We start from the raw sequence: 5939 nt of genomic DNA on the forward strand, positions 1-5939 counted from the left end.
CGCGGCCGATGCGGTGGGTGCTCTCGCCCTGGCCCCGCAGTTCCGTGATCGCCACGTCCACGCCCTCGGCGGCCAGTGCGCGGGCCAGCGGGAGGTAGTACCGGGCGCCGACGGCGATGCCGGGCAGGACCAGTACGGCGGGCCTGTCGGAGTCCCGCCGGTCGGCCTCCACCATCAACAGCGGACTCGTGCTGCCGTCCGCGTGCCGGAGCTCGGTCCGCCGCGGGTCGTCGGTCTTGGTCATGCGTACAGGATGCCGCAGTCCCCTGCCCACACCGCACCCGGCCCGACGTGACCACGCGCACGCTGCACGCCCACGGACGACGACGGACCCCGCCCCACTCGGATGGTGGGACGGGGTCCGTCGGAGCCGGGACCCGGGGGCGCCGGCGCGTCAGCCGATCAGATCGGGCCGTAGCGCGCGTTCATCGCCTGGGCCATCATCGGCCAGGACTGCTTGAGGTCGTCCTCCCAGTAGCCCCATGAGTGCGTGCCGTTGGGCGCGAAGTCGAACTGGGCCGGGATCTGCAGCTCGCCGAAGCGGCGGGCGAGGTTGGCCGTGCAGTACTGCGTGGCCGCCTCGATGATGCCGCCGACGATCGCCTGGTTGGCGAGGGCCGGGATGCTGTTGCGCAGACGCCAGTTCTCCAGCGACTCGTGCGGGCCGGGCAGGCCGTTGCCGGTGGAGATGAACATGGCCGGCAGGGTGCCGTTGTCGCGCTGGGCGACGAACTTGTGCGCCTGGGCGACCGGGTCGTTGGCCACCCAGCCCGGACCCGGGTAGGGGCCCCACATGTTGTCGAGGTTCGCGCCGCCACGCATGCCGGTGACGATGTTGATGAACTGGTAGCCGATCGGGGTCGACGTCTCGGCACAACCCGAGTACGAGCCGATGGCCTGGAAGCGGCCCGGGTGGTTCTGGGCGATCGTCAGGACCGAGGTGGCGGTCATCGAGATCGCGGCGAGGCTGCGCTTGCGGTTCGGGTAGTTGCCGCCGTACCGGCCCTCGAAGAGGGTCGGGAGCTCCTGCGCGAGGTAGGTCTCGAACGCCATCGGGCGGTTGGTCTCGCGGGCGTAGCGGGTCTGGACGTTGGGATCGTGACGCTGCCAGTCCGTGTAGTAGGAGAAGGCACCACCGATCGGGGTGACGGTCCAGACGTCCTTGTCGGACATGAACGCCCGGACGTCCGACTGCGCCTGCCAGGTGGCCGAGTCCTCGCCACCACCGGCGCCGTTGACCAGGTAGAGCACCGGCGCGCCGGCGTTACCGTCGCGGGGGCGCTGCACGATGTTCGGGACCTCGATGGCCATCTTGTCCGACCACACCGACACGATCAGTCGACCGTCGGGAAGCTGGGTCTCGACGACCTTGTTCTGGGCGGTGGCCTTGGTGTACTGGATGTTGCCACCCTGGGCCTGTGCCGTGCCCGTGGCAACGACGGGGACCATGGCCGCGGCGATGGCCGCTGCGGCGACCTTGGTGCCCAACCGGCCGCTCTTGACTGAACGCATATTCCGACGCCTAACCTTCTCGTTGTTCACAGACGGACCCGGGCAGACCCTCGCTTGACAGCTAACCCGATTCCCAGTAGTCACACAAGTCCCACTAAGCACACCCCTGGTGGGAGCGTGCCTACAGGACCGAGTCTTGCGCCCGCCGGGCACCATCCGAGGATGACATACCCGGGTGGCCCGCCGGTAACCGCGGAACCACCCTTGCGGCTCACGTCAACATTATCGACGCTACCCGGCCTCTTGTTACCGATATGAAGAAAATCCGATACACCCCGCGCGGCGCGTGGGCGGGCGCCACACCGGGGAGCGCACGAGAAAGGGCCCCGGGCGAGGCCCGGAGCCCTTTGTCGATCAGCCGTACGACTCAGGCCATGAAGCCGGCGTCGAGGGCCTTCTGGAAGTCGCCACCGAGGAAGTAGCCGACGCCCTTGACCAGGTTGTTGACGTTGCCGAGCAAGCCGCCGAACAGGTTGACGATGCCGCCCTCGCCGATGACCGGGCCGAGCGAACCGAGATCAATACCCATGGTGTTCTCCTAAGAAGTGTGGTTTCCGGATGCGGATCCGGGGAACGGAAAGTTGCTGGAGTTGGTCGCCTTACGCCGTGACCGGAAGCGGGGGCGCGGCCCGTGCCGCGTCAGGACCAGAAGAGCCGAGGGATCAGGTCTGGTCGGTCGCGCCGAGGCTGCCGAACAGCGCGTCGACGGCATCGATGGTGTCGGTGCCGCTGATGGAACCGGTGAATCCGATGAAGCCGTCGATGAGGTTCTTGACCGCGGTGAGTGCGGCACTGATGGCGCTGAAGTCAGGCATGTGTGTCTCCCTTTGAAAGTGGTGCCCCGGCTCATGGGGCCAGAGTCAGCATAATCTGAGCGGCTCCGAAGTCAATTGTGACCTCGGTCTCGACGGCAGCCGGGTGACGCCTTATCCGCCCAGGGCACCCTTCGTGACCCAGATCACTAGATGCAAGGAAACCCTAGCACCTTGATCTGCCTGCGCAAATACTATTGAGTCAACGACTTAATCGAGCGCATTAACTTTCCCTCACGCTGGGCGGGGCGTGGCGACGCCGCGGAGACACCTTTAGGTCGATTAACATTCATCTAGACAAGCGCCCACATAACTGCGCGTGGCACAGCAGTGCGGCCCGCGCGAGGGAGATCGCACGGGCCGCACCGGTGTGCTGAGGGCATGGCCGCCCTCAGCAGGCTCGGGTCACCACATCATGAAGCCGCCGGCGAGGGCCTCCTCGAAGTCGCCTCCGGTGAAGTAGGCCAGGCCGGAGAACAGGTCTCCGAAGGCGCCGAGGAAGTCGTTGACATAGCCGAGGGCGCCGCTGACGCCGGCGAGGGATCCGAACTCGGGGAAGAACATGGTGTACTCCTGGGTCTGCTGGGTGGTTATCTCTGGAGGTGAGCTCTGGGATCAGTCGGCGCTGATGCTCGACACGGCATCGAAGAAGTCGTTCATGCCCCCCTCGCCCCCCAGCGACCCGGTGAATGTGACGACGGCTCCGAGGATGTCGGTGATGCCTCCGAAGAGGTCGGACAGCTGACCGAAGTCGGGCATGGTGTTCTCCGTTCTCGTGCGTTCACGGCACCCTTCGAGGCGCCTGACAGGAACACTAGAAAAGGACGCGCGTCCACCACAATGGGCGAAACGGCACCGTAACCGCAGATCACAGGCTATTTACGCGGCGGGGGAAAGATGACGATCCTGTTACGGGACCGCCACCGCGGTCCAGGAGTGTCGGGCCCGCCGTGACCCGTCCGAGGGCACGCACAAAAGGCCGTGGCCCGCACCGGGGTTCTCCGGTGCGGGCCACGGCCCGGCGTACTGTGTGGGCTCGGGTCAGAAGCCCATGCCACCCATCTCGTCGCCACCCGGCATCGCCTGACCGGCGGGCTCGGGCTTGTCGGCCACGACGGCCTCGGTGGTGAGGAAGAGCGCCGCGATGGAGGCGGCGTTCTGCAGCGCGGAGCGCGTCACCTTGACCGGATCGTTGATACCGGCCTCCAGCAGGTCCTCGTACTCGCCGGTGGCGGCGTTGAGGCCCTGGGCGCCCGGGAGGCTCCGGACCTTTTCCGCCACGACGCCCGGCTCGAGACCGGCGTTGAAGGCGATCTGCTTGAGCGGGGCGCTCAGCGCGAACTTGACGATCTTCGCACCGGTGGCCTCCTCGCCCTCGAGGGACAGCCCGTCGATGGCGACCTCGGACTTGACCAGGGCGACGCCGCCGCCGGCGACGATGCCCTCCTCGACCGCGGCCTTGGCGTTGCGGACCGCGTCCTCGATGCGGTGCTTGCGCTCCTTGAGCTCGACCTCGGTGGCCGCGCCCGCCTTGATGACGGCGACGCCGCCGGCGAGCTTCGCGAGGCGCTCCTGGAGCTTCTCGCGGTCGTAGTCCGAGTCGGAGTTCTCGATCTCGGCGCGGATCTGGTTGACCCGTCCCTCGATCTGCCCCTGGTCGCCCGCGCCCTCGACGATGGTGGTCTCGTCCTTGGTCACGACGACCTTGCGCGCCTTGCCCAGCATGGAGATGTCGGCGGTCTCGAGCGAGAGGCCGACCTCCTCCGAGATGACCTGGCCACCGGTGAGGATGGCGATGTCCTGCAGCATGGCCTTGCGACGGTCACCGAAGCCCGGAGCCTTGACGGCGACGGACTTGAAGGTGCCGCGGATCTTGTTCACGACCAGCGTGGACAGGGCCTCGCCCTCGACGTCCTCGGCGATGATCAGCAGGGACTTGCCCTCGCCGATGACCTTCTCCAGCAGCGGCAGGAGGTCCTTGACGGTGGAGACCTTGCCCGAGACCAGCAGGACGTACGGATCCTCCATGACCGCCTCCTGGCGCTCCGGATCCGTCATGAAGTACTGCGAGATGTAGCCCTTGTCGAAGCGCATACCCTCGGTGAGCTCGAGATCCAGGCCGAAGGTCTGCGACTCCTCGACCGTGATCACGCCCTCCTTGCCGACCTTGTCCATGGCCTGGGCGATGAGCTCGCCGATCGCCGGGTCGGCGGCGGAGATGCCCGCGGTCGCAGCGATCTGCTCCTTGGTCTCGATCTCCTTGGCGGAGGCGATCAGGTGCGCGGTGACGGCCTCGACGGCCTTCTCGATGCCGCGCTTGATGCCCATGGGGTTGGCACCGGCGGCGACGTTGCGCAGGCCCTCGCGCACGAGCGCCTGGGCCAGGACGGTGGCGGTGGTGGTTCCGTCGCCCGCGACGTCGTCGGTCTTCTTGGCGACCTCCTTGACGAGCTCCGCACCGATCTTCTCGTACGGGTCCTCGAGCTCGATCTCCTTGGCGATGGAGACGCCGTCGTTGGTGATCGTGGGGGCGCCCCACTTCTTCTCCAGCACGACGTTGCGACCCTTGGGGCCGAGCGTGACCTTGACGGCGTCGGCGAGCTGGTTGAGACCGCTCTCCAAGCCGCGGCGGGCCTCTTCATCGAACGCGATCATCTTTGCCATTGGGTGAATCATCCTCCGGGTGTGGGGTGACACGTATGTGGTCGGCGTCGGCGCCCGCGACGGACGGAGCGGACCGTGTCAGATCCGCGCCTCACCTTGCGACCTCAGTTCAGGTGTTGCTGGCACTCAGGGTAGCCGAGTGCCAACCGCTTTTCTAGCACTCGCCCCCGACGAGTGCAAAGGGTGCGGCCCGGTGTTCACGGCGGGCGAACGACACGCACGGTCGCGCCCCGTCCCCTACCATCGAGACGCCATCGAAGCCCGTTCCCATTGGAAGGCCATCCATGCCCACCGAGTCCGCCCCCGCCGCCATCGAGAGTTCGATCGAGATCGACGCCCCACCGGCCCGGGTCTGGGAGGTTGTCTCCGAGGTCCGCAACGCACCCCAGTGGAGCAGCCAGGCGCACAAGGTCGTCGCCCTCGGTGGTCGCACGACCGCCGGGACGTGGGCGCTCAACATCAACAAGCGCGGCCCGCTCTTCTGGCCCACCACCAGCCGTGTCGTCGAGTTCGAGCCCGGTCGCAGGTTCGCCAACCGCATCACCGAGAACACCACCATCTGGGTCTTCGAGCTCGAGCCCACCGCCGACGGCGGTACCCGCCTCACCGAACGCCGTGAGGTCCCGAGCGGCCTGACCTTCATCTCGACGTTCCTCACCGACAAGCTCTTCGGCGGACAGCCCTCGTTCACCAAGGAAATGGACAGGGGCGTGTCGACCTCCCTGAAGCGGATCAAGGCCCTCGTCGAGCAGGGCTGACCGCCATGGCCGGGGTGGGCGTGGTCGCGGTGGCCCGGAGCGGGCTCGCGACGATCCTCGCGGGCTCCCTCGTGGCAGCGCTCACCGGGTGCGCGCTCTGGACCGACGACGCGGACCCCGCCACCCCCGACCGCGAGGAACCCGGCCCCACCCTGGCCGCGGGTCCACCTCCCGGTGACTGGCAGGACGTCCG

The 5939-nt window shown here is 67.4% G+C and carries 7 protein-coding genes and 2 pseudogenes; 2 read left to right on the plus strand and 7 right to left on the minus strand.

The features are described from left to right. The 7 genes and pseudogenes from G6017_RS02675 to groL all read right to left on the minus strand — a co-directional run. Positions 1-244: pseudogene (locus G6017_RS02675) on the minus strand (alpha/beta fold hydrolase); the annotation flags it as partial. 158 nt (positions 245-402) lie between these two features. Beyond that, the gene (locus tag G6017_RS02680) at positions 403-1512 is read right to left on the minus strand and encodes an alpha/beta hydrolase (protein ID WP_179523437.1); all 1110 of its coding nucleotides are present in this window, start codon (positions 1510-1512) and stop codon (positions 403-405) included. 367 nt (positions 1513-1879) lie between these two features. Continuing rightward, entirely contained in the window at positions 1880-2041 is a 162-nt protein-coding gene (locus tag G6017_RS02685; RefSeq protein WP_182615805.1) for a hypothetical protein, read from the minus strand. Between the two features lie 133 nt (positions 2042-2174). Then, the gene (locus G6017_RS02690; protein ID WP_182615807.1) at positions 2175-2327 is read right to left on the minus strand and encodes a hypothetical protein; all 153 of its coding nucleotides are present in this window, start codon (positions 2325-2327) and stop codon (positions 2175-2177) included. A 402-nt stretch (positions 2328-2729) separates the two neighbouring features. Then, positions 2730-2888, minus strand: coding sequence for a hypothetical protein (locus G6017_RS02695; RefSeq protein WP_179523440.1), 159 nt, complete (start codon positions 2886-2888; stop codon positions 2730-2732). Positions 2889-2939: 51 nt separating this feature from the next. Beyond that, positions 2940-3083 (minus strand): hypothetical protein, encoded by a 144-nt coding sequence (locus G6017_RS02700; RefSeq protein ID WP_182609540.1) that lies wholly within the window; start codon positions 3081-3083, stop codon positions 2940-2942. A gap of 282 nt (positions 3084-3365) precedes the next feature. After that, positions 3366-4988 carry a chaperonin GroEL gene (groL, locus tag G6017_RS02705; RefSeq protein WP_179523441.1) on the minus strand — a complete coding sequence of 541 codons (1623 nt, stop codon included), beginning with the start codon at positions 4986-4988 and terminating at the stop codon, positions 3366-3368. Positions 4989-5272: 284 nt separating this feature from the next. Here groL and G6017_RS02710 point away from each other — a divergent pair, with 284 nt between their 5' ends. Beyond that, positions 5273-5746, plus strand: coding sequence for an SRPBCC family protein (locus tag G6017_RS02710; protein ID WP_182615809.1), 474 nt, complete (start codon positions 5273-5275; stop codon positions 5744-5746). A gap of 5 nt (positions 5747-5751) precedes the next feature. Continuing rightward, positions 5752-5939, plus strand: a pseudogene (locus tag G6017_RS02715) (hypothetical protein); the annotation flags it as partial.

Origin of the sequence: Dietzia sp. B44, assembly GCF_014145245.1 — a bacterium.
In the GTDB taxonomy this organism is placed as follows: Bacteria; Actinomycetota; Actinomycetes; order Mycobacteriales; family Mycobacteriaceae; genus Dietzia; species Dietzia natronolimnaea.